Origin of the sequence: Winogradskyella sp. ECml5-4, assembly GCF_036903175.1 — a bacterium.
GTDB classification, from domain to species: domain Bacteria; phylum Bacteroidota; class Bacteroidia; order Flavobacteriales; family Flavobacteriaceae; genus Winogradskyella; species Winogradskyella damuponensis.
This window is the reverse complement of the sequence record NZ_JAYJLF010000010.1, coordinates 117,940-143,304: the sequence shown is the minus strand read 5'-3', so window position 1 is coordinate 143,304 and position 25,365 is coordinate 117,940. Positions and strand designations below refer to the sequence as shown.

General features: G+C 31.8%; 22 protein-coding genes. 7 read left to right on the top strand and 15 right to left on the bottom strand.

Annotated features, from left to right (window positions below; translation table 11 throughout):
- Positions 1 to 2: 2 nt before the first annotated feature.
- From VDP25_RS12180 to VDP25_RS12115, 14 genes are all read right to left on the bottom strand, one after another.
- Entirely contained in the window at positions 3 to 860 is an 858-nt protein-coding gene (locus VDP25_RS12180; protein WP_334470155.1) for an ABC transporter permease, read from the bottom strand.
- Positions 861 to 872: 12 nt separating this feature from the next.
- Positions 873 to 2,504 (bottom strand): hypothetical protein, encoded by a 1,632-nt coding sequence (locus tag VDP25_RS12175; RefSeq protein WP_334470153.1) that lies wholly within the window; start codon positions 2,502 to 2,504, stop codon positions 873 to 875.
- Positions 2,494 to 3,621, bottom strand: a complete 1,128-nt coding sequence (gene rffA / locus VDP25_RS12170) for a dTDP-4-amino-4,6-dideoxygalactose transaminase (protein ID WP_334470151.1) — start codon at positions 3,619 to 3,621, stop codon at positions 2,494 to 2,496. Before rffA ends, VDP25_RS12175 begins: the two co-directional genes overlap by 11 nt.
- Positions 3,621 to 4,253, bottom strand: coding sequence for an acetyltransferase (locus tag VDP25_RS12165; RefSeq protein WP_334470149.1), 633 nt, complete (start codon positions 4,251 to 4,253; stop codon positions 3,621 to 3,623). Before VDP25_RS12165 ends, rffA begins: the two co-directional genes overlap by 1 nt.
- 3 nt (positions 4,254 to 4,256) lie before the next feature.
- The gene (locus VDP25_RS12160; RefSeq protein ID WP_334470147.1) at positions 4,257 to 5,186 is read right to left on the bottom strand and encodes a glycosyltransferase family 2 protein; all 930 of its coding nucleotides are present in this window, start codon (positions 5,184 to 5,186) and stop codon (positions 4,257 to 4,259) included.
- Positions 5,179 to 5,835 carry an HAD family hydrolase gene (locus VDP25_RS12155; protein WP_334470145.1) on the bottom strand — a complete coding sequence of 219 codons (657 nt, stop codon included), beginning with the start codon at positions 5,833 to 5,835 and terminating at the stop codon, positions 5,179 to 5,181. Before VDP25_RS12155 ends, VDP25_RS12160 begins: the two co-directional genes overlap by 8 nt.
- Positions 5,835 to 6,818, bottom strand: a complete 984-nt coding sequence (locus tag VDP25_RS12150) for an ATP-grasp domain-containing protein (protein ID WP_334470143.1) — start codon at positions 6,816 to 6,818, stop codon at positions 5,835 to 5,837. Before VDP25_RS12150 ends, VDP25_RS12155 begins: the two co-directional genes overlap by 1 nt.
- Positions 6,797 to 7,651 (bottom strand): NAD-dependent epimerase/dehydratase family protein, encoded by an 855-nt coding sequence (locus VDP25_RS12145; RefSeq protein WP_334470141.1) that lies wholly within the window; start codon positions 7,649 to 7,651, stop codon positions 6,797 to 6,799. Before VDP25_RS12145 ends, VDP25_RS12150 begins: the two co-directional genes overlap by 22 nt.
- A 28-nt stretch (positions 7,652 to 7,679) precedes the next feature.
- Positions 7,680 to 9,488, bottom strand: coding sequence for a DCC1-like thiol-disulfide oxidoreductase family protein (locus tag VDP25_RS12140; protein ID WP_334470139.1), 1,809 nt, complete (start codon positions 9,486 to 9,488; stop codon positions 7,680 to 7,682).
- Positions 9,489 to 9,551: 63 nt separating this feature from the next.
- Positions 9,552 to 10,535: an SDR family oxidoreductase gene (locus tag VDP25_RS12135; protein WP_334470137.1), complete on the bottom strand. Its 984-nt coding sequence runs from the start codon at positions 10,533 to 10,535 to the stop codon at positions 9,552 to 9,554.
- Positions 10,535 to 11,830, bottom strand: a complete 1,296-nt coding sequence (locus VDP25_RS12130) for a nucleotide sugar dehydrogenase (RefSeq protein WP_334470135.1) — start codon at positions 11,828 to 11,830, stop codon at positions 10,535 to 10,537. The genes VDP25_RS12135 and VDP25_RS12130 overlap by 1 nt, the downstream gene beginning before the upstream one ends.
- Positions 11,827 to 12,417: a sugar transferase gene (locus VDP25_RS12125; protein WP_334470133.1), complete on the bottom strand. Its 591-nt coding sequence runs from the start codon at positions 12,415 to 12,417 to the stop codon at positions 11,827 to 11,829. The genes VDP25_RS12130 and VDP25_RS12125 overlap by 4 nt, the downstream gene beginning before the upstream one ends.
- 22 nt (positions 12,418 to 12,439) lie before the next feature.
- Positions 12,440 to 14,911 carry a polysaccharide biosynthesis tyrosine autokinase gene (locus tag VDP25_RS12120; RefSeq protein ID WP_334470131.1) on the bottom strand — a complete coding sequence of 824 codons (2,472 nt, stop codon included), beginning with the start codon at positions 14,909 to 14,911 and terminating at the stop codon, positions 12,440 to 12,442.
- A gap of 6 nt (positions 14,912 to 14,917) precedes the next feature.
- Positions 14,918 to 15,718, bottom strand: coding sequence for a polysaccharide biosynthesis/export family protein (locus VDP25_RS12115; protein ID WP_334470129.1), 801 nt, complete (start codon positions 15,716 to 15,718; stop codon positions 14,918 to 14,920).
- Between the two features lie 102 nt (positions 15,719 to 15,820).
- On the opposite strand from VDP25_RS12115, the gene VDP25_RS12110 reads away from it, so the two are divergent.
- The 6 genes from VDP25_RS12110 (at position 15,821) to secA (ending at position 24,247) form a co-directional block, all read left to right on the top strand.
- Positions 15,821 to 17,683, top strand: a complete 1,863-nt coding sequence (locus VDP25_RS12110; RefSeq protein WP_334470127.1) for an ABC-F family ATP-binding cassette domain-containing protein — start codon at positions 15,821 to 15,823, stop codon at positions 17,681 to 17,683.
- Between the two features lie 50 nt (positions 17,684 to 17,733).
- Positions 17,734 to 18,504 carry an O-methyltransferase gene (locus VDP25_RS12105; protein ID WP_334470124.1) on the top strand — a complete coding sequence of 257 codons (771 nt, stop codon included), beginning with the start codon at positions 17,734 to 17,736 and terminating at the stop codon, positions 18,502 to 18,504.
- 89 nt (positions 18,505 to 18,593) lie between these two features.
- Positions 18,594 to 19,283 (top strand): ABC transporter ATP-binding protein, encoded by a 690-nt coding sequence (locus VDP25_RS12100; protein ID WP_334470122.1) that lies wholly within the window; start codon positions 18,594 to 18,596, stop codon positions 19,281 to 19,283.
- A 333-nt stretch (positions 19,284 to 19,616) separates the two neighbouring features.
- Positions 19,617 to 20,192 carry a cob(I)yrinic acid a,c-diamide adenosyltransferase gene (locus tag VDP25_RS12095; RefSeq protein WP_334470120.1) on the top strand — a complete coding sequence of 192 codons (576 nt, stop codon included), beginning with the start codon at positions 19,617 to 19,619 and terminating at the stop codon, positions 20,190 to 20,192.
- 254 nt (positions 20,193 to 20,446) lie between these two features.
- Positions 20,447 to 20,668 carry a DUF2795 domain-containing protein gene (locus VDP25_RS12090; protein ID WP_008272287.1) on the top strand — a complete coding sequence of 74 codons (222 nt, stop codon included), beginning with the start codon at positions 20,447 to 20,449 and terminating at the stop codon, positions 20,666 to 20,668.
- Positions 20,669 to 20,893: 225 nt separating this feature from the next.
- On the top strand, positions 20,894 to 24,247 hold the full coding sequence (secA, locus tag VDP25_RS12085; protein WP_334470095.1) for a preprotein translocase subunit SecA: 3,354 nt from the start codon (positions 20,894 to 20,896) through the stop codon (positions 24,245 to 24,247).
- Positions 24,248 to 24,340: 93 nt separating this feature from the next.
- Here secA and VDP25_RS12080 read toward each other — a convergent pair whose 3' ends face one another.
- On the bottom strand, positions 24,341 to 24,616 hold the full coding sequence (locus VDP25_RS12080; protein ID WP_334470093.1) for a winged helix-turn-helix transcriptional regulator: 276 nt from the start codon (positions 24,614 to 24,616) through the stop codon (positions 24,341 to 24,343).
- Positions 24,617 to 24,773: 157 nt separating this feature from the next.
- On the opposite strand from VDP25_RS12080, the gene VDP25_RS12075 reads away from it, so the two are divergent.
- A complete protein-coding gene (locus VDP25_RS12075; protein ID WP_334470091.1) occupies positions 24,774 to 25,286 on the top strand; it encodes a VOC family protein in 513 nt (170 codons plus the stop codon).
- Positions 25,287 to 25,365 lie beyond the last annotated feature (79 nt).

The following is a 25,365-nucleotide window of genomic DNA, read 5'->3' as shown; positions in this document are numbered from 1 at the left end:
GTTTATACGGTATCAATGAAAGATTTTTCTGTTTTGTTAAAGATAATTAAACCTATTAAAAACAACATAATGCTAATTATTAAAGTATAAAAGAAACCAAACCAACTAAAAGACCCCGTGTCTAATAATATATATCTAAACCCTTCAATAATTTGGGTAAGCGGATTATACTCTACTAACAATGTTACTTTTTCTGGAAATTTTGCTTTAGCTTCAGAAACCGGATATGGAACAGCTGACAAATACATTAGCAACTGTACTGCAAAGCCAACTAAAATGGTTAAATCTTTATATTTTGTAGTCATGGAAGAAATAATCATCCCTAACCCCAAGCCTAATAAAGCCATCATTAAGACATATATAGGAAATAAAACTAATTTAGAATTTAATCCTAGATCAACACCATTAAATGCATAATAACAATAAAAAGCTATAAATATTAATAATTGAATCCCAAATTTTAAGAGGTTAGAAATAGTAACAGACAAAGGCACAATAACTCTAGGGAAATAAACTTTACCAAAAATAGCCTGATTACTATTAAAGGTTTCTGAAGTTTTTGTAAGACACTCTTTGAAATAATTCCAAGCTGTTATTCCTGCTAAATTAAATAGAAATGGAGGCATTCCTCCTGTACTAATATTTCCTAAATTATTAAATATTAAAGTAAAAATAACGGATGTAAACAAAGGTTGAATTAGATACCAAAGCGGACCTAAAATAGTTTGCTTATAAACTGTTACAATATCCCGTTTAACAAACAGTAGTAATAAATCTTTATAGCGCCAAATTTCTTTAAAATTAAGATCTATAAGTTTATGCTTAGAAGATATAGTATAAAGCCAAGGACTATCTTTCATTTATTCTTTCATTTATTCTTTCATTTTTAAAATCCCCCAAAATGCACCTTGCTGCTTAAACTGATTTTTATACTTCGCCTGCAATTTAGTCATGATATTAGTGTAAGTAGAATAAACCACAACTTTATTAGACTTTTGTTTAGATAAATACAAATTCATTAATTGCCTATTAAAAAGTGCTTTTTTATTTTTAAAAACAGTTATATCAACATTAGATGTATCTTTATAAAAAAACCTACTAACCCCAAATTCTCCCAACGCATCAAACTTACTATCAGTATCGTAACCTAATTCAGTAAGTTTTGAGGTTATGAATGAGTGATTAACATCCTGCAAAATATTACAATTATTTTCAATAGCATAATTAACTGAAGATTCTCTTTCTATATTATTAGTAGCTACAAAACGATACCAATCTACTAACAACACCTTTCCAAAGCCAAATAATGGTCGAGGACCTTCTGATGTTGGCATTGCCATACCAGAACCTAAAACAATGCTAACATTATTAATTGAAGTCGACTTATCGGGATTAAAATTAGCTTCTGTAATCGTGTTATTGGTTATTGACCCCACTTCAAATCCTGGTCCCCAAGCCGTATTACTTTCAATTTGAAGACCAACAAACCAAGGCGCAATAATTATGGCATATAAAATGTATTTATACTTTAAATCCTTAAGGAATAAAAAACCATAAGCACACACAATCAATAATGGAATAACGGTTGTAATCATATACTTATACATAGGCACAACCCCTAATACAAAATAAGGTAAAATAGACATTATCAACAATGCTAAAGGAAATAGCAATCGTTCTTTAACACAATGTATAACGCCAAACATAAATAACATTATTAAAGCTGGCGTTATAAAAGTAATCGCCGTTGCCCCAATAGATAATAAAGAAGTTTCTTTTCCCTCTAGATATTTAGAACCATCAACAAACACGTTATAAATATCTACAATTGAATATCCCGAAATCAGTATCCACAATAATACTGAAGTTATAAAAAACGGAAAAATAATTAAACTTTTTTTTAATTTATTAATTAAAATTAAAGTCTTGAAATTTGAAGAATTTGAAAAAACAAAATGTCCCAATAACACAAATATATAAAAACCACTAATCCATCTAAAACTAACTCCAAAACCAAATAATAAAATGGAAATTATTAAGCTAAATTTATTGTTTGTTTTCAGGTATTTAATAAAAAATATATGAGAACACAAAACAAAAGCAAAGGATATATTAGTTGGATTAATAATTAAACTACTAAATAACATTTCTGGAATTAGAAAAGGTAATATCAATAAAAACCAAGCTATTTTGGTCTTTTTAAAATCAAAAAATTCATTAATAATTTTTACAACAAAAAGAAACACTAATAAACCTGAAACAAAGGTAAAAAGAAGACCACATTTTCTTAAAGTTGTTTCGTCTTGTGTTAACATTAACGACAATACAGTATCAAACATTGAATGATACGGTGAATATGGTGGTTGAAACGACGCGTCTCGTCCAAATACATGATATAAAACAGTTTGAGCATCATCACCTTCAATGTAATTAAAATTTAATGCTGTAACCCCTAAAACAAAAAATAGCAAACAGTAAAATACATATACGTTTTTAATGCTCATAAAATGCAGATATTTGCTGTGATATATATATTATTTCTTCAGAAGTTAATTTATAATACAATGGCAATCTCAATAATCGATTAGAGTATTCTTCTGTCATATAAAGTTTTCTACCATCATGTTTCAACTTAAAATACTCACTTTTGTGTAGACTTAAATAATGAAACACAGCATGAACACCTTTTTCTTTAAGAAAACTGATCAACTTCGTGCGTTCTTCGTTTGTGTTACATAAGATATAGAACATATGAGCATTATTTGTACTGTATTTGGGAGTTATAGGTAACCTAAACTGTTTTTTTTCTGCTAAGGTTTTCAATTCCGATTCATATTGAGACCAAATTGAAATACGTTGCTCTTGTATTTCTGTAATATTTTCAAGTTGAGCCCATAAAAAAGCGGCAATGATTTCAGAAGGCAAAAAAGAAGATCCAATATCTACCCATCCATATTTATTAATTTCACCTCTAAAGAAAGCCGACCTATTAGTTCCTTTTTCCCAAATTATTTCTGAGCGTTCTATAAATTGTTCATCATTAATAGCAAGTAAACCGCCTTCCCCAGAAATGATGTTTTTTGTTTCGTGAAAAGAAAACGTTGCTAAATGTCCTATACTCCCTAAAGCTCTATCTTTATAATATGAATCTATAGCTTGTGCTGCATCTTCAATAACAAAAATATTATGTTTATTAGCAATACTTAAAATAGCATCCATATCGCAAGCACATCCTGCATAATGCACAACAACAATTGCTTTTGTTTTAAAAGTAATCAGAGATTCTATTTTAGTTTCATCTATGTTAGGATGATCTAATTTAGAATCTGCAAAAACAATTTTAGCACCTCTCAAGACAAATGCATTAGCCGTTGACACAAATGTGTAAGACGGCATAATAACCTCATCGCCTTCTTTAATATTTAATAGCAATGCGCACATTTCTAGTGCGTCAGTACAAGACGTGGTAAGTAATGCTTTTTTTATCCCATACGTTTCCTCAAAAAAATTCTGACATTTTTGAGTAAAAATTCCATTCCCAGAAATTTTACCAGAAGCCACCGCTTCCTCTATATAAGTTGTTTCTTTTCCTGTTAAAAATGGTTTGTTAAATGGTATCATTAGCGTATAAATCTTGAAGGATTACCAACGTATAATCCGTTTTTATCTATGTTTTTTATTACCACTGTCCCCCCCCCAGTTTGGACATCATTAGTAACCTTAATATTATCTATAACTGTAGTATTTACACCTATATTACAACGTTTACCAACAGATACAAAACCAGCGATTACAACTCTAGGCGACAAAAATGTGTGTGCACCTATTTTAGAATCATGTGCAATAGCACATGACAAATTAACTACCACATTATCTTCAATAGTAACATTATAATCTAAAAATGTACCTGGCAGCATAAATACACCTTTACCAATGTCACATGAGACGTCTACATAGCATGATGAATGTATAAGGTTTGCAAATTCTATTTTATTATGCAATTCAACATATAACTTTTCTCTAAAAGCCATATGTTTATAACCTATACCACATATAATAACATCAAAAACCTTCTCTTTATATTTAATTTCAATATCTGAAATACGTCCAATAACTTTAATTGTACCTACAAAGCTATTAAGTACAGTAAAATCATCAAAAAAACCGACAACTTCAAATTGTTTGTCATTTCTTGCGTGATATGCTATTAACTGTCCTAAATCACCAGAACCAATGATGGCAAGTTTTTTCATTAATTAATCAAAATTAGTTAATTCTCTAATTGAGAATAACGGTCTTCCTTTGGACTCTTTATAAATTTTACCAATATACAATGCTGCTATTCCCATAAAAAACAATTGAACTCCAGTAGCTATAATTAATGCTCCAATTATTGAAGGCCATCCAGATTGAAAGTCGACTAAGTAAATTTTTAAAAATACAATACTTAGTAATGTTAATATCCCTATGATAATAAAAACAGCACCTAATTTAACTGCTAACTTAAGTGGTAATTCAGAAAAATCAAAAATAGCATTAAAAGCCAATTCCATCTTTTTTCCAAAATTGAACTTGCTAGTACCTGCATAGCGTTCACGTTGTTCAATTGTAATCGTAGATTGCTTCATTCCAACATGAACAAATATTCCTTCGATAAATCTATTTTGTTCTTGATACTCTAAAAATTTATCAGCAAATTTCCTGTTAAATATTCTCATAACAGCCAAACCTTTTGGCAAATTAAGTCCTGTAAATTGTATTAAAACACCCCAAAATATTTTCGAAAACATTCTATTTAAAAATGTATCTTTTTTTTCTTTCCGAACTCCAAAAACTAAGTCATAACCTTTTTCTATCTCAGTAATAAATCGACCTATTTCTTTAGGTGGGTCTTGCAAATCTGGGTCCATATATATTAAATAATCTCCAGTAGCATGAGTTATTCCTGCTGTTAACGCGGCTTGCTTACCATGATTGTAAGAGAGCTCAATAAGCTTTAGATTTGTATTCTTTGTAGCGTAATCTTTAATAATCTGAATAGTTTCATCTTCGCTACCATCATCGATAAAAACAATTTCGTAATTTATGTTAAGTAACTTTAATTCTTCTGTCATTTCAAATATAAATCTTGAAATAACGTCTTCTTCAAAATAAACGGGAACTACAAACGATATTTTTTTATTCACAGGTATTGTTTTGGATGCAATGTTCTAATGTTTCAATACGGTATTTAGACATTAGATATGTACCATCTCTATCTATAAGTTTAACTTTAAACCCTAATTGTAATGCTGGTATAATATCTAACTTTAATGAATCTCCAATATATAAAATTTCATTTGGTTTTAGCCCTATTTTTTGCACTGCACGCTCAAAAAACTCAATGTTTGGTTTTGAAACTCCCTCTTCCTCTGAAATTATAATATGCTTAAAATTAATTTCAGGCAATTTTTCTTTTAATAAACACCTCAAACTAGCATTAAAGTTAGAAAGCACACCTAAATCAAAATTCTTGAAATTTGTAAGCTGCATTACATCATCAAAAACCTCCCAAGGTAAATATTTACAAGCATTAAAAATGTGATCTAGCAATTCAGGTGTCTCTACAATCCCTAATGCGCGTAATAATTCTTTATTAAATTCTGAATAAAACTCCTGTGAAGTTACATCTGGAAACTTAATAAATTCACTTAAAATCTTATGCTTATTTTTTAATTCTTGAATAGGAAAATTATAACCTTCTTTTTTAAGCACATTGGAGTAATTATGCCACAAAGATGGTTTGTGTATCAATGTATTTGCAGCATCAAATAATATGTATTTGACTGTACTCATTAATAAATATAATATGTTGCAGATTTATCTTTAGCTTCAATAAAATCATTGGTGTTTTTATAAATAACATCCATTAAAACTCTAGTCGCTATACCATATTCTATTTTGGGCTGTGATGGTATTTGTTTATACAGCCATTCTTGAAGTGTATAAGTGACATCCTTAAACCCAAAATTAGAACGTATGGAGTTAGTTCCAGAAATTCTACAATTAATTTCAAAAGGTACAATCTTACCACTTTTGGTTACTATAGCTTGTAAGTTAGCAGAGCCTTTAATATTAGATACACTTATAATATCTGATAGTATTTTTTTTAACTCTAAATCATACGTTGAAACAACTTTACAACGTGTTGTTGTACCATTTTCTAAGATACGTTCAAACGTAATAAACCCATGTAATTCTTGTGATTTATTGACATAAAATGCTGTAGTGATTTCTACTCCTTTATGAAGTTCCTGAATCATGTACTCATTATCTAAGAACATTTTATATTCTTTAGGGTTAATTTGAATCCCCCTAGAGCCTCTCCCTTGTCTTGGTTTTAAAATAAAATTGGAATATTCATTATTATACTGACTTGGTAAAAAAGAACTAGCGAAAGGAATATTATACTTTTTCAAATATAAAAACGTCTTGTATTTATCTAAATAATTCTCAGCAGTATTAATTTCAGAAACAGCTATTTCACAAGAAATCTCATCTTGATACTTAGATAAATAATACACTTCAAAATCTGTTGATGGTATTATTAAGTCAATCTGTTCTTTGTCAACAATAGCTTTAATCTCCTCAATATAATCTTCTTCATTATATGCGAAAGGCACTTTGTAAAACACATCACATAAATGATTGCCAGCTGAAAAATTTTCAATATTAGTCCCTATAATTTTAATATTGTAGTTAGTCGCATTAATATTTCTTATAATACCTTGACCAACGTTTCCTCCAATTCCAGTAACTATAATTCTTTTTTCATCCATTCAATTACATTTTTCACTTCAATCTTAAACTCTTTTTTAGGTTTAAGCTTTAATTTACTATTGGTTTGAGTATTATCATAAAAGTAAGATTTTGAATTATCTTCACCTTGAAATTTAATATTTATATTTTCCAAAAAATCTTTAACCGTATTAGCAACTACAATATTAGAAATTGACATTGAATTTACTGCTAAAAAAACATCATTTTTAGGATAATAAGATGCAGCTATTAAGTAATCTGCAACATCATTTACATGGATGTAATTTTGTTGTCTTTTACCATTCCCATACAACTTGATTTGATTATTTTTTAATGCAGATTTAATTATTAACGGCAAAAATGTGGTAGGCTTCATGTTAACGCCATACATAGATGAAATTCGAACAATGGCATAATCTTTATGTTTTTTTACTATATCCTCTCCCAACCGTTTTGATTCTCCATACAATGTTTTTGGCGACAAAATACTTTCCTCATTAACTTTTTTTTCTGATGATTTATAAACAGAAACACTAGAGCAATATACTATTTTAGAATTTTTGAATTGTTTACAAATATCTGCGACCAATTGTTGATTTACTTCAAATAGTTTTTGCTTGATAACTTTCTCAGTAGGTTTTGGTACAAAAGCACTTACAATGTAAACAACATCAATGTCCGTTTTCAAATTTTTCAATTTTGAAATTGGGATATGATTTATACCTTCGTACAAATTATTTGTGTTTTTATGAAACACACCTAAAGTTTCTAAATTTTTATCTGCTATTTTTTTAGACAAAATATTACCTAAAAAACTATTAGAACCTATGACAATGTGTTTTGAAGCTTTCATTAATATTGTTAAAGTTATCACTTACCTTTTATTGGTAAATTTTAAATGTAGCTATTTTATTTTCCCAAATCATTTCACCTATAATTTCCCATGGTGAATTTATATTATCAGTTAAGGAGTTAATAATCCATTTTTTAGGTAAACTAATTTCCTTTTTAAGTAGTTTAAAATTAATATTATCTAATTCAATCCCATTTTTATGTGCCCAAAAAATAATATAGCGCTCAAGACCTTTTTGTAATTCTATATTATTTATAGTCCTTCCTCCTTTATTTACTCTAAAGTTAAAATTCACCCAAGCGCCTCCTCTCACATAGCAGTCTGGCATACCATTCTCATCATAAAACGGAAGCAATTTATTTTTGTACGAAACCGTATATATCTTATTGTACCGTTCATAATGTCCATCCATAAAAACACCATGTTGCGTAACACCTAATAACTTTGAAGATGCTTTTTTAATATTACCATGAATAGTATTAGCAAAATCATTAGAAAAAGGTTGTTTAAAATTCACTAACATTTGTAGTACTATAATAGTAAAAACAAATATGCTAATTGTCACAATTTTAAAATCTCTTACCTTAAAATTACGAGTCAGCCTAATTTTGTCTTTTTCATTTTTTTGTGGCGCAGGTAAAAACCCGCAATTTTCAGCAGTACAACGCTCTACATTTCTATTAACAGCAATATAATTATATATTTTTCTTGCTATGAAAGAAATACCTGGGATATACATTATCACCCCCAAAGGAAAACTAATTGGCATCAATAAAAATGCTCTTTTGTATGTATCTAATCCTACAAATACATTTCCTTTTTTATCTATAGAACACATATTATTAAGCAACTCATCCTCTGAAAAATTTTTCAACTGTTCATTAGAGTTTATACTTTGTTGTACAGAAATAAAATGCAGTTTTTTAAACACATCACAATAAGACAATATGATGCGAGTTTTCATACATAATGGACATTCTGCATCGTAAAATAAAGTTAACTGCCTTTTTTGTGATTGCATTTTTAATTCCAAAAACTTCCAAAACCCAACAGGAACCATAAGGATATAAATAGCAATCACGCCTAATGCAAAAAACGGAATAGGAAACTCTATTAAAATTCCTAAATGAAGCCCTACTCCAATAATTAAAAATGGAATTCTTAATTTTTTTATCCAAAATAAAAAAGGAAATGCAATTTCAAATGCAAATGTGAGATAGCCTAATGTTTTAATTATAAACTCTTGGTTTAACAACCATTGATTATTACTAATAACCATCTGAGGTAACGATGCAGGGTACCACATACCTAATCCTCCCGTCCATATTTTTGATCCTATTTTAAAAAAAACAGAATCTAGATACACTAAACCTACTCCAACAAATAATATAATCCAATAATTTAATACAGAAGTTGTTTCCTTTGGACTATGTATATGGTTTAAATTAGAATATTTTAATTTTTGAAATAAACGATCTAAAGAATATGATTTAGAAACCGAGAGAAATAGAAGCATAAAACCAACTCCTGTGTAAGTATAGTCCATGTGGTACTCAAAAGCACTAATAGAGGAAATATAAATTAGTATAAAAATATAATTCAAAAGCGACATTACTCTAGTAAATGCGCCAACCATGAGCATGAACAACACTATCATCCAAATTACAAATGGAATTTCCGCACTTAAAGCACTAGGCTGTATAAATGGAATAGGGTCAAAATAAAGCTGCCTATATCTAAAAATACGTACAACCTCTAATAATAAAACGAATGAAAAAAAAACTCTAAAGACACCAAGACCTTTAGAGGATATTTTTTTGTCATATAATTTACGCATAAAGCTCATGAAGCAATATTAATAAATTTATAACAATTTCTTATAAATGTTTGACATTAAACATTAATGTTCATCGAACCATTTATATGTAATTTTTAAACCTTCTCTTACAGTATATTTTGGTTTATAACCTAATAAATTTTGAGCCTTTGAAATATCAGCTAAAGAATCTCTTACATCTCCCTGTCTATTAGGCCCATAAACAGCCTTTAACTCAGAATTTGCTGCAATACGCAATGATTCCCATAAATAATTTATAGTAATACGCTCACCACAAGCTACATTAAAGACCTCATTCTTCGCTTCTTTAGAGGCAAAAAATCCTTTTACATTAGCCTGAACCACATTATCTATAAAAGTAAAATCTCTTGTTTGCTCACCATCTCCATTAATTTTTGAAGGCTCATTATCTTTAAGCGCCTGCATGAATAATGGAATTACAGCAGCATAAGCACCACTAGGACTTTGCTTAGGGCCAAATACATTAAAATATCTTAAGCCAATTACATCAGTATCGTAAGTTGTTCCAAACACATCAGCATACAATTCATTTACGTATTTTGTAACAGCATAAGGAGACAAAGGTTTACCTATAGTATCTTCTACTTTAGGCAATGCTTTACTATCTCCATAAGTTGAACTAGACGCTGCATAGACCATACGTTTTACGGTAGGACTATCCTTTAATGCAATCATCATATTTAAAAATCCAGAAATATTAACTTCATTCGTTGTTGCTGGATCATTAATAGAGCGAGGCACAGAACCTAAAGCTGCTTGATGAGAGACATAATCAATCCCATCCATTGCTTTTTTACAGGTTTCTAAATCTCTGATATCTCCTTCTATAAGTTCAAAGGCAGGATTATCCATAAACTCAGTTAAATTTTCACGATGCCCATTAGAAAAGTTATCTAAAACTCTTACTTTTTTAGCATTATACTTTAATAAGTATTCTGTTAGGTTAGAGCCAATAAAGCCTCCACCTCCCGTGATTAAAAAACTTAATTCGGATAGGTCTACTGTGTGATGTGGGTTTGAATACATTATAATCTTGCGTCTACGGCGTCTAAAGGAAGTAATGATTTTACATCGAAAACAACACCTGTTTGTGACTTTAATTTAGTAATATCTAATTCTAAGAACTCATTATGCGAAACCGCTAAAATAACAGCATCGTAATCTGAACTTAAATCTCCAAAATCAGTAATTAGGTCGAAACCATACTCATGTTTCACTTCTTCTTTAGAAGCCCAAGGATCATAAACATCTACATTTACGTGGTATGTTTCTAACTCTTCTATAATATCAATAACTCTAGAGTTTCTGATATCTGGACAATTTTCTTTGAAAGTTGTTCCTAAAACAAGGGCTTTAGATCCTTTAATCGTAGCTCCTTTTTTAATCATCATCTTAACAGTTTCGGTTGCAACGTAGCTTCCCATACTGTCATTCATCTTACGACCAGCTAAAATAATTTCTGGATTATAACCAGACTCAATAGCTTTTTGTGCCAAATAATAAGGATCTACTCCAATACAGTGACCCCCCACTAAACCTGGTGAGAATTTTAAGAAATTCCATTTCGTACCAGCAGCTTCTAACACCGCTTTAGTATCAATGTCTAATAATCTAAATATTTTAGACAATTCATTTACAAAAGCAATATTGATATCTCGTTGAGAGTTTTCAATAACTTTAGCCGCTTCAGCTACTTTTATCGAAGGAGCTAAATGCGTACCTGCTGTAATTACTTTTAAGTATAAATCGTTAACTTTCTTTGCTATTTCTGGTGTAGAACCAGAAGTCACTTTTAAAATTTTAGTTACTGTATGTTGTTTATCTCCTGGGTTTATACGTTCTGGCGAATAACCAGCAAAAAAATCTTTGTTATAAGTTAAACCTGAAACCTCAGCTAAAATAGGGACACAAATATCTTCTGTTGCACCAGGATAAACTGTTGATTCGTATATAACAATATCATTTTTAGACATCGCACGACCTACAGTTTCACTAGCCTTTATTAAAGGTGTAAATACAGGCTTATTTAATGCATCTGTTGGAGTTGGCACTGTAATAATATATACATTTGTAGCAGCTAATGCCTCAACGTTATCTGTAATATATAAACCTTTACTAGAGTTTAAGTCTGTAGTTAAAACCGATTTTAAATTCTCGTTGTCAACTTCTAATGTTTTATCTAAACCAGTATTTAATTCACTGATGCGTTGTTTATTAATATCGAAACCAACTACAAAGAATTTCTTTGCAAACTCTACGGCAAGAGGCAAACCAACATAACCTAATCCTATAATTGCAATCTTATCTTCTGAATGTGTCATTTGTTTAAAGTAGATTTTAAAATGAATGCCAAATCTAAGTAAAAACTATAATTAAGAACATACTTTTTATTGATTTTCACTTTATCTACCCAAATAATCGTTCTATTGTAGTTATCTGGGTCTTTTTGACGCTCTAATACACGTTCTTCATTCTTATATTTTAAAGTGGCTGGACCAGTAATTCCCGGTTTTACCATTAAAATAATTCGATCTTCACCTTTTAACTCATCGGCAAAACCCTGCAAATCAGGTCTTGGACCAACAAAACTCATATCACCTATTAGTACATTAAATAATTGAGGCAACTCGTTTAATTTAGTACGTCTTAGGTATTTTCCAATAGCACTAGCACTCTGATCTAAATGACCTAATTGATGCTTACCTTCTTTTAGGGTTCTAATTTTATAAATTTTAAATAATTTACCGTGTTGCCCCACACGTTTCTGTGAAAACACACCAAATTCCTTAGTATCTATAGTAGCGATAATAAAAAGTACAAGAATAGGAATGATTAATAAAGGCAAAAACAATAGCACTAAAACTAAATCAAAAATACGTTTGACTAGAAGTTGAGTTTTAGTGATCAAAATACTTAATAATTAAAACGATTTATATTTTCTTCAAGAAATTCTTAATCTTTTTTAGAAGTGAAGAATCGTCTTTTTCATGATATGTATTTCCATAAACACCGTAGCCATAACCATAACCGTAGCCATAACCATAGCCGTAATTATGATTGTTTTTATGTCTATAAAAATTAAGCACAAAACTTACATTTTTAAGTTCGCCTGATCGATGTTTTGCATTTACCAGTTGCAGCATTCCTTTTTTAGTATAATCCAATCTCACCATAAAAATAGTGGCATCAGCATATTGGGTTAATTCTAATGCATCTGTAACTAAGCCTAATGGTGGAGTATCTAAAATAATCATATCATATTCTTCTTTAAGCACCGTAATCATTTCTTTCATTCTATCACTCATCAGTAATTCCGACGGATTAGGAGGAATTGGACCTGAAGGACATATACTTAAATTTTCAATATGCGTCTCGGTTATAACCTCATCTAGAGAACTATCACCAATAAGGTAATTAACAACACCTTTGTCATTTGTCACACTAAAATCATCAAATATTTTTGGCTTACGTAAATCTAATCCTAACAGAATGGTCTTTTTTCCTGAAAGGGCATAAACCGTTGCTATATTAATTGATGTAAATGTTTTCCCTTCACCACTAACTGAAGATGTTATCATTAAGGTATTAGCCTTTGTTTCAGAAACAGAATCTTTAAAAATAAACTGCAAACTCGACCTAATCGCCCTAAACGACTCAGCTACAGCAGACTTAGGCTTCTCATAAGCCACTAAGTTATTCTTGTATCGGTACTTTCCTATTAATCCTAAAATCGGAATTTTGGAAATCCTTGATACTTCATCAGAACCATGAATCGTATTATCTAAAAGATATACTACAAAAATTAAAAACATAGGAATAAAAAACCCCATCATTAAAGCCATCATGTAATTTAGTGACTTATTTGGCCCTATTAATCCTCCACCTATATCTTTAGCCTCATCAATAATTGTAAGATCAGAAATATTAGCAGCTTTCACTATGGCTGCTTCACTTCTTTTCGTCATATAAATATCATAGGCTTCCTGGCTAATATCTAATTTTCTTTGAATTCTTAAAAATTGTTGTTCATCTTCAGGTAAATCACTTAATTTAGCTTCTAAATTTGCAATATTTCTATTAATTGTGGATAATTGAATAGATATTGTCTTCTTAGTAGCGTCTATAGTTTCAAGTAATACATTTTTTTCCGAATCTATACGTCGGTCTATTTCTTTAAAAAGTCCTGAACCTTCTTTTGTTGTATATTCAAGATTTTGTCGTTCAGCAGCTAATTGTACAATTTTAGAAACACTATTAAGAATATTACCTTCATCTACACCTGCACTTGTTGGTGCTGCAATTTTAGTATAATCCGTCTTTGTATTTAAATATATCTCAAGATTATTTAGGTAATTGAGCTTAGATTGTTCCTCTTGTTTTTCTACATCAAACCGTCTCAACTGTTCAGAAATTTGGGAAATTTCGCTAGTTACATCAAAAACCTTGTTTTCCTTCCTAAATTTGTTCATCTCATTGGTAACATCTTTTAGGTCAGAGTTCACAGATGCAAGACTACTATCTATAAATTTAATGGTATTGGTTGCATACAAGTTTTTTCTTTCCAACTCTGTTCTACTTAGAATAGCAGACGTTGCATTAATATAGTCTACAATCTTAGCTTTATTATTTCCCGACAGTTGCAATTTCAATATTGAAGATGATGTTTGTGAAAAAGGCTCAATTATAATTTTAGATTTATAACTGTTAACTATGGCATCAAAATTAAGAAACTTAAGAAAAAACTCTGATCCTGGCTTAATGTTTTGAGATGGCTTAATAACAACTTGGCCGTTAAGAAATGGCAATTCAATCGTGTCCCCATTATCATAGGTTTTAGAAAACGTGCCCTCTGGAATATTAATTCTAGATATAGATTTATCACTATACTTTTGAGCAGATGCGCTCGTGCCTTCAAATTCGGTAAACACCTCAAATTGAGTCGCATTTACAAACCGAATTCCTACAGGATAATCTACTATTTGATTTTTCGATTTATCTATTATAAATTCAAATGGGGATTTTTTATAAATATCCTCCTTTCTATACTTCCCTTCAACCAAATACTCCATATAATATTGGAGGGAATCTACTACTTTCTCATTGTGACTTCTTGTTTTTATTGCGGTAAGTATCTTTCCTACTTTACCAGAAACCCCTCCCCAATTAAAGGAGATACTCGTGTTTGCTGTAAAGAATGGATTTTGATCATTATCTACAGAAATCAAAGAATCCAACTTATATACGTTTTGCTTTCTTACGTTTATAAAATATGCTACAAGTAAAGCTGTACCAACACAGAGCAGTAAAAATTTCCAAAGATTTAAAACTTTAAAAAGATACCCTCTAAAGTCAAAACTTATACTTTGTGATTCAATATCATCTAACTCTTCGTAATCTCTCATAGTAATTTATAATCTTGAATAAAGTAAGATTCCAGTTGTTAGTAGCGAAAGAATTGAAGCTATTGTAGTAATACTAGAAACCGCCGTTTCACCTGTACCAATTGACTTTTGTTTCAATGGCTGAACATATATAATATCATTAGGTTGAATGTAGTAATATGGAGATTTCATTACATTGACATCTGTTAAATCTAAACTATGTATTTTTTGACCTTGGGGATATTGCCTAATTATTTTGACATCTTTTTTATTCCCTGTTATCGGTATTTCACCAACATTTGCGATAGCTTCAAAAATATTAACGCGTTCAGTAAACAAAACGTTGCTACCCGGTCTTCCAACTTCACCATTTGCTGTATATCTTAATCCGGCTAATTTAACAGTTACAAATATATTTGCTGTTTCTTTAAACTGCTCATCGAGCAACTTTTTCTCAATTATTTTTTCAATCTCTTCAGTTGTAAACCCTAATACATTCAAATACCCTAGAGTTGGTATCCTTATATTACCATGTACATCTACTGTAAAACCATCAAAAAAAGCACGTTCTGCACTACTAGCATTCAAATTTCCTTCACCTGTAGGATTTAAAATCGTCACAGTTTCTTGATCTAGAGCCTTAACCCTTATATTTAAAATGTCATTAACTTGAACTCTATAAGGCTTCTGAACTTCACTCAAGTTATTTGGAATAGTATCATTAATTGAACTCCCTTTGTCTTGTAAATAAATAGTGTCCTTATGAGGAATACAGGACGAAACAATAACACAACTCAACACAATAATTAAAAGCTTAATACGCTTCATATGTACAATAAATCTTTAAAGACAAATATAATGTATCAATAGTAATATCAAAACTATTAGTATTCTTTTTGGTTTATTTCCGTTCTTTGTAAAAAAAACAGTTTGAATTACCTCAACGTCGAAAACATTTCTAAGTCTTTTGGAGAGCTTGTACTTTTCAAGGATTTATCATTTAGTATTCATAAAGATCAGAAAATTGCTTTTGTAGCTAAAAACGGAAGTGGAAAAACTTCTATTCTCAATATTTTAGCTGGAAAAGATTCTCCAGACGATGGTCAAATCGTCATTAGAAAAGGATTACGATTAGCATTTTTAGATCAAGAACCCGATTTAGATCCTAAGCTTACACTTGAAGAAACCATTTTCGCTTCAGACATCCCCATTTTAAAAATCATTGAAGCCTATGAGCACGCCCTAAAAAATCCTGAAGATGCTGATGCTTACCAAAAAGCTTTTGAAGCTATGGATAGATTTAATGCTTGGGAATTTGAAACCCAATACCAACAAACGTTATCGCAATTAAAGCTAGACGATTTATCTATGAAAGTAAGCACACTTTCTGGTGGTCAAAAAAAACGTTTAGCACTAGCTCAAGCGCTATTAAGCAAACCGGATATTTTAATTCTTGATGAGCCAACCAACCATCTCGATTTAGAAATGATTGAATGGTTAGAAGACTATTTCGCAAAAACACAACAAACCTTGTTCATGGTTACGCACGACCGTTATTTTCTAGAACGTGTCTGTAATGAAATTATAGAATTAGACCATGGCGAATTACATACTTATAAAGGAAATTACTCTTACTATTTAGAGAAAAAAGAAGCCCGAATAGAAAACCAAGCCACCGAAGTTGGCAAAGCCAAACAGCTCTTCAAAAAAGAATTAGATTGGATGCGTCGTCAACCCAAAGCACGTACCACAAAATCAAAAAGTAGAATTGACGATTTCCATGAAATAAAATCTAAAGCACACCAACGTCGTAATGACCACCAAGTGCAATTAGAAATTCACATGGAACGCCTTGGAAGTAAAATTATAGAATTTCATAAAGTATCTAAAGCGTTTAAAAATAAGACTATATTAAAAGATTTTGAATACACTTTCAAAAAAGGGGAACGCATAGGCATTATTGGAAAAAACGGAACAGGAAAATCGACATTCCTAAACCTTTTAACACAGAGTTTACAACCAGATGCCGGTAAAGTAGTTATTGGAGAAACTGTTAAAATTGGCTATTATACTCAAGGAGGAATAAAAGCAAAACCTAATCAAAAAGTCATTGATGTCATTAAAGAATTTGGGGAATACATCCCACTATCTAAAGGCAGACAGATTAGTGCTCAACAATTATTAGAACGTTTTTTATTCGACAGAAAAAAACAATGGGATTTTGTAGAGAAACTTAGTGGTGGCGAACAAAAACGACTGTACTTATGTACTGTTTTAATTCAGAACCCAAATGTGTTAATTTTAGATGAGCCTACCAACGACCTAGATATTGTAACTCTCAATGTCCTTGAAGATTTCCTAATGGATTTTCCGGGTGTATTATTAGTGGTGTCTCACGACCGTTACTTTATGGACAAAATTGTAGATCATATGTTTGTGTTTAGAGGTGAAGGTGTTGTTGATGATTTCCCTGGTAATTATTCCGATTTTAGAGCTTATGACAGCAGCCAACCAAAGCAAATTGAAACGGTAGAAAAAGTTGATAATACAAAAGCTGAAAAGCAAAATGAAGCAAACAAACTAGACTACAACGAACAAAAAGAATACAAAAATTTAACGTCTAAAATTAGAGCATTAGAATTAGATAAAACAGAATTAGAAGCCCAATTCCTTAACCCTGAATTAACCCAAGATCAAATCAGTAAACTTTCCGAAAAATTACAAGTAATTATTGATACCATTGAAGAAAAAGAAATGCGTTGGTTTGAATTAGCCGAAAAATTGGAAGGTTAATAACAAATCTACAAGTGGTAAAGAAATTCTAAAACTCGGAAATCTAAAACGTGTACCAAATAAAAGCATATATACAATTCCTTTCAAAAGCTACCAATCAACATGGAGTCCACTCCCCTTTTGTCTATAGCTTTGTAACCAAATGCCTTTATGACAAAACTAGTTATGAAGCCTATACAAAACTCAAACATTATAAAAAGGATTTAAAGAACTCTAATACAACTCTTAATATCACAGACTTAGGTGCAGGTTCAAAAACCTTAGATGCCAAGCAACGAAAAGTTAGTGATATGGCAAAAACCTCTAGTAGTTCTAAAAAAGATGCTCGGTTATTATTTAGACTTTCTAAGTATTTCGGTTTTAAAAAAGTTTTAGAATTAGGAACGTCTTTAGGCATGGGAACTTATGCTATAGCATTAGCAAATAATACTTCGCAAATAATTACAATTGAAGGCTGCTCAAATACATCTAATTTCGCTCAATCTATGCTAAAAAAACAGGGCGTTAATAATGTTGAATATAAAATTGGAAATTTCATTGACAAAATTCCTGTTTTAAACGATAACAACTTCGATTTTATCTTCTTCGATGGGCATCATAATAAAGAAGCTACCATTCAATATTTTGAAGCTTTAATACCAAAAACTCATAATGATTCTGTTTTTGTTTTTGATGATATTTATTGGTCTAAAGGCATGACTGAAGCCTGGGATTACATAAAAAACCACAACGCTGTAACGGTCACTGTAGATTGCTTCCATATGGGGTTTGTTTTCTTTAGAAAAGAACAAGCAGAAGAACATTTTAAAATTAGATTGTAACAAGTCTACAACTTTAACGTCTTATGTAATGAACCGATTTTTAAATTCCTTTATCTTGCAGAAGATTTAAGTAATAATATCTTTTATATATGAGTGGCAACGTCATCGAAATTAGAAACATCATTAGAGATTTTAAATTAGGACAAGAAGTTGTTCATGTACTAAAAGGTATTGATTTAGACATAAAGCGTGGCGAATATGTAGCCATAATGGGACCTTCTGGATCCGGTAAATCTACACTAATGAATTTATTAGGTTGTCTAGATACACCAACTGCTGGTTCATACAACTTAAACGGGAATGATGTGAGTCAAATGTCAGATGACGAACTTGCTGATATTAGAAACACCGAAATAGGCTTTGTATTTCAAACCTTTAACTTACTACCAAGAACAACAGCTTTAGATAATGTAGCTTTACCTATGGTATACGCAGGAGCTTCAAAAAAGGAACGTATAAAACGCGCTACAGAAGTACTTACAGATGTTGGTTTAGCAGACCGAATGGACCACAAACCTAACCAGCTTTCCGGAGGACAACGACAGCGTGTCGCTGTTGGCAGAGCTTTAGTCAACAAACCTTCTATTATCTTAGCAGATGAGCCAACGGGTAACCTAGATTCTAAAACAGGTACTGAAATCATGGCACTTTTCGATGAAATTCACGCTGCTGGTAATACAGTAATCATGGTAACTCACGAAGAAGACATTGCAGCACATGCTAAACGTGTTATTCGTTTACGAGATGGTGTTATTGAGAGTGATACGTTTAATCAGTAGGCAGTGTTCAGTAAGCAGTGCTCAGTAGGCAGTGCTCAGTTAGCAGTGTTCAGTAAGCAGTTACTCTTAGCCTTTAGCCCAAATTCGTCATGTCTAACCAAAAACTCTATTCTCTATAATCTATAATCTTGACTCTTGCATCCTGTCTCTTTCCTATCGACCAATCACCAACAACCAACAACTCACAACTCTCGGATCTATCCTCTTTATTCTATTTCCTTCACTCTTCATCCTCAAATCTCAAAACTTTACACTTCACACTTTACAAATAAAGCATATAATTTTTAACTCATAATTCTCAACATTTAACACATAACTCTTAACTTTGTTTACATGAAAGTATATACAAAAACAGGAGACAAAGGAACAACCGCACTTTTCGGTGGCACACGCGTTCCTAAACATCATATAAGAATAGAAAGTTACGGCACCATTGATGAGCTCAATTCGCACATTGGTTTAATCAGAGACCAAGACATTGACCAATTGTATAAAAACACATTAATGCATATTCAAGATCGGTTATTTACAGTTGGGGCTATTTTAGCCACAGATCCAGAAAAAGCAACTCTAAAAAACGGTAAGGCTCGCTTAAATATTCCAAAAATAGCAACCGAAGACATTGAGAAATTAGAAAAAGAAATGGACCTTATGGAAGACAGCCTTCCTCCAATGACGCATTTTGTTTTACCAGGCGGACATCAAACCGTGTCATTCTGTCACATAGCACGCACAGTGTGCCGTAGAGCTGAGCGTTTGGCCTCACACCTCAATGATTTAGAACCGTTTCAACCTGAAACATTGATGTATATTAATAGACTATCTGACTACCTTTTTGTGTTGGCACGGAAGTTGTCACATGACTTACAAGCTGAAGAGATAAAATGGATTCCTAATAAAGAATCATAACTTATTTATCAAAATCAGAATAGGATTACAAATCACAATAGCTAATCCGAAACCAAAAGTTGAAGATTATACGTTCTTTTATTACTGATGAAACATTTATAAGTGCCATTTGAATTATTCAAACCACATAAATATAAATGTTCAGCGAGACCGATAAATTAATTTATATAAGCTAAGAGCTAATTAATGCAATTTTTTCTTGGATTGTTCAACTAAAAAATTATTTTTGCAAAAAATAAAATCACAACGCAATTATGTATTGGACATTAGAATTAGCATCTTATTTAAGTGATGCACCTTGGCCAGCGACCAAAGACGAGCTTATTGACTACGCAATTAGAACAGGAGCACCTTTAGAAGTTGTTGAAAATTTACAAGCGATAGAAGACGAAGGCGATTCTTACGACTCTATTGAAGAAATTTGGCCAGATTATCCTACTGACGAAGATTACCTCTGGAATGAGGATGAATATTAACATATAAAATTATCACAAAAAAGTCTCTTGCGTTATTATAACTGAGAGACTTTTTTTATTTTCGGTTGGTTTTTTTAATTCCTAAAAATTAAAACTAAACCGGAAATTGTAAAACTCACAACTAACCACTGTCTCCAATAGGAGACTATAGGCGTGTTTAAAACAAACGAACTGAAATTAACAAAAAAAGATTGACACCAATCAATCCGTTACAAATATTATAATATGACATTTTTAGATAAAGTACTTAAAGTTTTTGTTGGAGACAAATCCAAACAAGACGTAAGTTCAATTAAACCTATTGTTGAAAAAATAAAAACTTTCGAAAAAGCTTTAGAGGCTTTATCACACGATGAACTGAGGGCAAAAACAGCTGAATTTAAAGCCATAATTGCTGAAGCTAGAAAACCTCTTCAAACAAAAAAAGACGAACTTTTAGAAAAAGCGCAAGTCACTGAAGATATTGACGAGCGCGAAGACATCTATTTGGAAGTCGATAAAATAGACGACCAAATATACGATGTAACAGAAGAAGTCTTAAACGATATTCTTCCTGAAGCATTTGCTGTCGTTAAAGAAACAGCTAAACGTTTTGTTCATAATACACAGATTCCAGTGACGGCAAATGCTTTTGACCGTGAAATTTCTGGTAGTCACGATTATGTAACTTTAGAAGGCGATCAAGCCATTTGGGCGAATTCTTGGGATGCTGCAGGTAAGCCAATTACTTGGGACATGATTCACTATGATGTTCAGCTTATTGGTGGTATTGCTATGCACCAAGGTAAAATTGCCGAGATGCAAACTGGTGAAGGTAAAACGCTTGTAGCTACGCTTCCGGTATATTTAAATGCTTTAGCAGGTAAAGGAGTACACTTAGTAACGGTTAACGATTACTTAGCAAAACGTGATAGCGCGTGGATGGCACCAATATTCCAGTTTCATGGAATGAGTATTGATTGTATTGATTACCACCAACCCAACTCTGATGCACGTCGTAAAGCATACAACGCAGATATTACTTACGGAACTAATAATGAATTTGGTTTTGATTACTTACGTGATAACATGGCACATTCGCCAGACGATTTAGTACAACGTCCGCATCATTATGCTATTGTCGATGAGGTCGATTCAGTATTAGTCGATGATGCACGTACACCATTAATTATTTCAGGCCCTGTACCTCGAGGAGAAGAACACGAATTTGATGCTCTAAAACCTAAAGTACAACAAATAGAAGAAGTTCAACGTAAATACTTAGTTGGTGTTTTAGCCGAAGCAAAGAAATTAATTGCAGCAGGAGATACTAAAGAAGGTGGTTTCTTATTATTAAGAGCTTATAGAGGTATTCCTAAAAACAAAGCCTTAATTAAATACTTAAGTGAAGAAGGAATTAAGCAATTACTTCAAAAAACGGAAAACTTCTACATGCAAGATAATAATAGAGAAATGCCTAAAGTAGATGCAGAACTCTATTATGTGATTGATGAAAAAAATAATCAAGTTGAGTTATCAGATAAAGGAGTCGAGTTCTTATCTGGTAAAGATGATCCTGATTTCTTTGTAATGCCAGAAATGGGTACAGAAATTGCTAAGATCGAAGCCATGGGCTTATCTTCTGAAGAAGAAGCAAGCCTTAAAGAAGATTTATTTAGAGACTTCGGTATCAAATCAGAACGTATCCATACCTTAAACCAACTTTTAAAAGCTTACGCTTTATTTGAAAAAGACAATCAATATGTTGTTATGGACAACAAAGTTATGATTGTCGATGAGCAAACAGGTCGTATTATGGATGGTCGTCGTTATTCAGACGGACTGCACCAAGCGATTGAAGCTAAAGAAAATGTAAAGATTGAGGCTGCTACGCAAACTTTTGCAACAGTAACGCTTCAAAATTACTTTAGAATGTATCGTAAACTGTCTGGTATGACAGGTACTGCAGTTACAGAAGCAGGCGAACTTTGGGAAATTTACAAATTAGATGTTGTAGAAATTCCAACAAACAGACCAATCGCTAGAGATGATAGAGACGATTTAGTATACAAAACGAAACGTGAAAAATACAATGCCGTTATTGATGAAGTTGTAAAACTAGCAAATGCAGGTCGTCCTGTTCTTATTGGTACAACTAACGTTGAAATTTCTGAGCTTTTAGGTAAAATGTTAAGTATTCGTAAAATTGAGCATAACGTCTTAAACGCGAAACAACATAAAAAAGAAGCTGAAATTGTAGCACAAGCGGGTAATGCAGGACAAGTAACCATTGCTACCAATATGGCTGGTCGTGGTACCGATATTAAGTTAAGCGAAGAAGTTAAAAAAGCCGGAGGTTTAGCTATTGTAGGTACTGAGCGTCACGATTCGCGTCGTGTAGACAGACAGTTACGTGGTAGAGCTGGTCGTCAAGGAGATCCAGGAAGTTCACAGTTCTATGTGTCTTTAGAAGATAACCTAATGCGTTTATTTGGTTCTGAACGTATCGCTAAGATGATGGACAGAATGGGCTTAAAAGAAGGAGAAGTGATACAACATAGTATGATTTCTAAATCTATTGAGCGTGCACAGAAAAAAGTGGAAGAGAATAACTTTGGAGTGCGTAAGCGTTTATTAGAATATGATGATGTTATGAACGCGCAACGTGAAGTGATTTACAAGCGTCGTCGTAATGCCTTACATGGTGAACGATTAAGAGTCGATTTAGCAAATATGATTTTTGACACGTCTGAAGGTATCGCTGAAACTAATAAAAACGCTAACGATTTTAAGAATTTTGAATTCGAATTAATTCGTTATTTCTCTATGGAGTCTCCTATTTCTGAAGCTGAATTCGGAAAAATGAACGCCACTGATATCGCTGGAACTATTTATAAAGCTGCTTTTAAACACTACAGAGAAAAAATGCAACGTGCTGCTGATTTAGCATTTCCTGTAATTGAAAATGTATACAACACGCAACGCGATAAGTTTAAACGTATCGTTGTGCCTTTTACAGATGGTGTTAAAAACTTACAAGTGGTTACCGACTTAGAAAAAGCATACGAAACCAAAGGGACACAGTTAATTAATGACTTTGAAAAGAACATTACATTAGCCATTGTTGATGATGCTTGGAAAGTACATTTACGTAAAATGGATGAACTTAAGCAATCTGTACAGTTAGCAGTTCACGAGCAAAAGGATCCTTTATTAATTTATAAATTTGAATCTTTTGAGCTGTTTAAAGCTATGATTGACCAAGTTAATAAAGATGTGATTTCCTTCTTATTTAAAGGTGAAATTCCACAAGAAACAGCTAACACCATTCAAGAAGCAAAACAACGTAAACAAGAAAAATTAGAAACTCAAAAAGACGAGATTCAAAATTTAGATGAGCGTTCTTCACAAAGCAGACAAGCTGGTGAAGGTGCTTCTCGCCAACAACAAGTGGTAGAAACTATTGTTAGAGAACAACCTAAAATTGGTCGTAATGATAAAGTAACCATTAAGCATGTGATGAGCGGTGAAGCAAAAGAGGTAAAATACAAACAAGCCATTCCTTTAATTGAAAAAGGAGAATGGGTTCTTGTTGAATAACACCAATTCCTGCGGAAGCAGAAATCTTATTTATAGAATTAAAAATCCTGATGCAACCCATCAGGATTTTTTTTTAGAACCAAGTAGATTTAATTATCTCTGGCAATCTTCCAAACCCCATTGATCTAAGCTTCTTAAAATATGCTCTAACGATTTTCCCCTAGCACTTAATCTGTATTCCACTTTAGGCGGAACTACAGGATAAACTTTTCTAGAAATAAGACCATCTTTTTCTAAATCTCTAACTGTTTGTGTAAACATTTTATTTGAAATTCCTGGAATTTTCTTTTGTAACACTCCAGACCGTAAACCACCTTCTAATAAATGAAATAAAACTAAAGGTTTCCATTTTGTTCCTATTAAATTCATTGTATAATTCAATGGACAACTATTATCTTTATTCAAAATTGATATCTTATACTTTTGATTGTCATTATTTTACTCGTTCAAGTAACTATACCACTTTTTGGTAAGTTATTGCCAATTATACAAATATAGATTAATTTTACATTCTAAAATATAACTGATGACTACTAATAAAAATTATCCTAAATCATTTTCGCATATCGGAATAACAGTTCCAAACATAAAAGAAGCCGTAACATTCTATTCTGAAGTAATGGGTTGGTACATAATTATGGAACCATCAACCGTTAAAAAAGAAAAGGAAACGGCTATTGGTCAAATGTGTATTGATGTTTTCGGAAACGATTGGACAGAATTTGAAATTGCGCATTTAGCCACTTCTGACGGTATTGGAATAGAATTATTCTCTTTCCCAAATGGAATTAAAGAGGCGCCAGAATTTAATCCGTTTAACACAGGATTGTTTCATTTTTGTATACAAGACCCAAACATCGAAGATCTTATTGAGAAAATTTTGGCTTACGGCGGAAAGCAAAGAATGCCAATTAGATCATATTATCCTAATGATAAACCTTTCAAAATGTGCTATGTTGAAGATCCCTTTGGAATTGTATTTGAAATCTATACACATAGTTATGAGCTAACTTATTCTTCGGGTGCTTATGCAAAATAAAAATATAAACACATACAAAAGCGTTAACAGATTTGGCTTTTCCTGTATGCGACACTAGTCTTACTTAATTTACATGTAC

Coding starts and splice junctions, on each gene's coding strand:
- VDP25_RS12120 (WP_334470131.1), bottom strand. CDS start 14,911: ATGAGAGATTACGAAGAGTTAGATGATATTGAATCACAAAGTATAAGT.
- VDP25_RS12175 (WP_334470153.1), bottom strand. CDS start 2,504: ATGAGCATTAAAAACGTATATGTATTTTACTGTTTGCTATTTTTTGTT.
- VDP25_RS12180 (WP_334470155.1), bottom strand. CDS start 860: ATGAAAGATAGTCCTTGGCTTTATACTATATCTTCTAAGCATAAACTT.
- VDP25_RS12140 (WP_334470139.1), bottom strand. CDS start 9,488: ATGCGTAAATTATATGACAAAAAAATATCCTCTAAAGGTCTTGGTGTC.
- VDP25_RS12130 (WP_334470135.1), bottom strand. CDS start 11,830: ATGACACATTCAGAAGATAAGATTGCAATTATAGGATTAGGTTATGTT.
- secA (WP_334470095.1), top strand. CDS start 20,894: ATGACATTTTTAGATAAAGTACTTAAAGTTTTTGTTGGAGACAAATCC.
- VDP25_RS12100 (WP_334470122.1), top strand. CDS start 18,594: ATGAGTGGCAACGTCATCGAAATTAGAAACATCATTAGAGATTTTAAA.
- VDP25_RS12135 (WP_334470137.1), bottom strand. CDS start 10,535: ATGTATTCAAACCCACATCACACAGTAGACCTATCCGAATTAAGTTTT.
- VDP25_RS12095 (WP_334470120.1), top strand. CDS start 19,617: ATGAAAGTATATACAAAAACAGGAGACAAAGGAACAACCGCACTTTTC.
- VDP25_RS12080 (WP_334470093.1), bottom strand. CDS start 24,616: ATGAATTTAATAGGAACAAAATGGAAACCTTTAGTTTTATTTCATTTA.
- VDP25_RS12090 (WP_008272287.1), top strand. CDS start 20,447: ATGTATTGGACATTAGAATTAGCATCTTATTTAAGTGATGCACCTTGG.
- VDP25_RS12155 (WP_334470145.1), bottom strand. CDS start 5,835: ATGAGTACAGTCAAATACATATTATTTGATGCTGCAAATACATTGATA.
- rffA (WP_334470151.1), bottom strand. CDS start 3,621: ATGATACCATTTAACAAACCATTTTTAACAGGAAAAGAAACAACTTAT.
- VDP25_RS12145 (WP_334470141.1), bottom strand. CDS start 7,651: ATGAAAGCTTCAAAACACATTGTCATAGGTTCTAATAGTTTTTTAGGT.
- VDP25_RS12165 (WP_334470149.1), bottom strand. CDS start 4,253: ATGAAAAAACTTGCCATCATTGGTTCTGGTGATTTAGGACAGTTAATA.
- VDP25_RS12150 (WP_334470143.1), bottom strand. CDS start 6,818: ATGGATGAAAAAAGAATTATAGTTACTGGAATTGGAGGAAACGTTGGT.
- VDP25_RS12115 (WP_334470129.1), bottom strand. CDS start 15,718: ATGAAGCGTATTAAGCTTTTAATTATTGTGTTGAGTTGTGTTATTGTT.
- VDP25_RS12075 (WP_334470091.1), top strand. CDS start 24,774: ATGACTACTAATAAAAATTATCCTAAATCATTTTCGCATATCGGAATA.